Source organism: Flavobacterium sp. GNP010, from assembly GCF_056428945.1.
On sequence record NZ_JBWJVK010000125.1, the window covers coordinates 1 to 1,012 of the forward strand.

Sequence of the window (1,012 nt, forward strand, 5' to 3'; positions counted from 1 at the left end):
ACGGTATATGTTATTGTAGCAGTTCCAGAGGCAACTCCTGCAATAACTCCAGTTGAAGCATTAACAGTAGCAACACTAGTTGCGTTAGAAGTATAAGTTCCACCAGCAGTTCCGTTTGATGAGAAAGTAGTTGAACCACCAACACAAATAGCTTGTGTTCCAAATATAGTTCCAGCATTTGGAGCAGCTGTTATAACAAAATTCACTGCTGTTCTACAAGATCCAGAATTACCACCACATGAAACATAAAAAACTGTTGTACCTGGTGTATTAGTATTGGATAACCCAGAATTAGCTACTCCCACAGGATTAAATGTATTACCTGAGTCAATTGAAGTGCCTCCTGTAGCAGTAGTGTACCATCTTGCACTATTACCTGGACAGTTGGCAAATAAACTTCCAGCACCTCCCACGCAAATCATTACACCCGTGGCTGTAGGTGCATTTTCATTAGATAAAATTTCTAAACCACTTAAAGGACTTGATATGCATCCAGAGGCATTGGTAGTTGTTAATTCATAAATTCCAGCAACTAAATTAGAAAAAATCCCGTTAGAATTTGTAATTGCAGAGCTGACAGGATTAGTTCCTTTTATAGTATATGTTATACCAACACCATTAGAGGGTGTTGATACAGATACAGTTCCAGTCGGAGTGGAGCAGGTAGGTTGGGTGATTGTAGCTGTTGGTGCTGCAGGAGATGCCAAAACTGTAATAGTTCCCGTAGCAGTCACTGCCCCACAACCACCTATCAATGGGATACTATAATTGAATGTACCAGAAGCTGTTGGTGTACCACTTATAGTAATAGTATTTGACGAAAAGGTAGCATTAACACCCACAGGTAAACCTGTAGCCGTTCCAATTCCAGTAGCTCCTGTAGTAGTATGTGTGATATTTGTCAACGCTGTATTGATACACAACATTGGATTTGATGATGCTACAGATACAGTATTGGCTGGATCAACTGTTACCGTTGCAGTGCTAGAATTAGCAGCAGCACAGGTACCAC

At 40.5% G+C, this 1,012-nt stretch carries 1 protein-coding gene; it reads right to left on the minus strand.

The genetic code is table 11. The features are described from left to right. On the minus strand, window positions 1-1,012 hold a 1,012-nt coding region (locus AC061C_RS15820), incomplete at both ends, for an Ig-like domain-containing protein (RefSeq protein ID WP_478291972.1).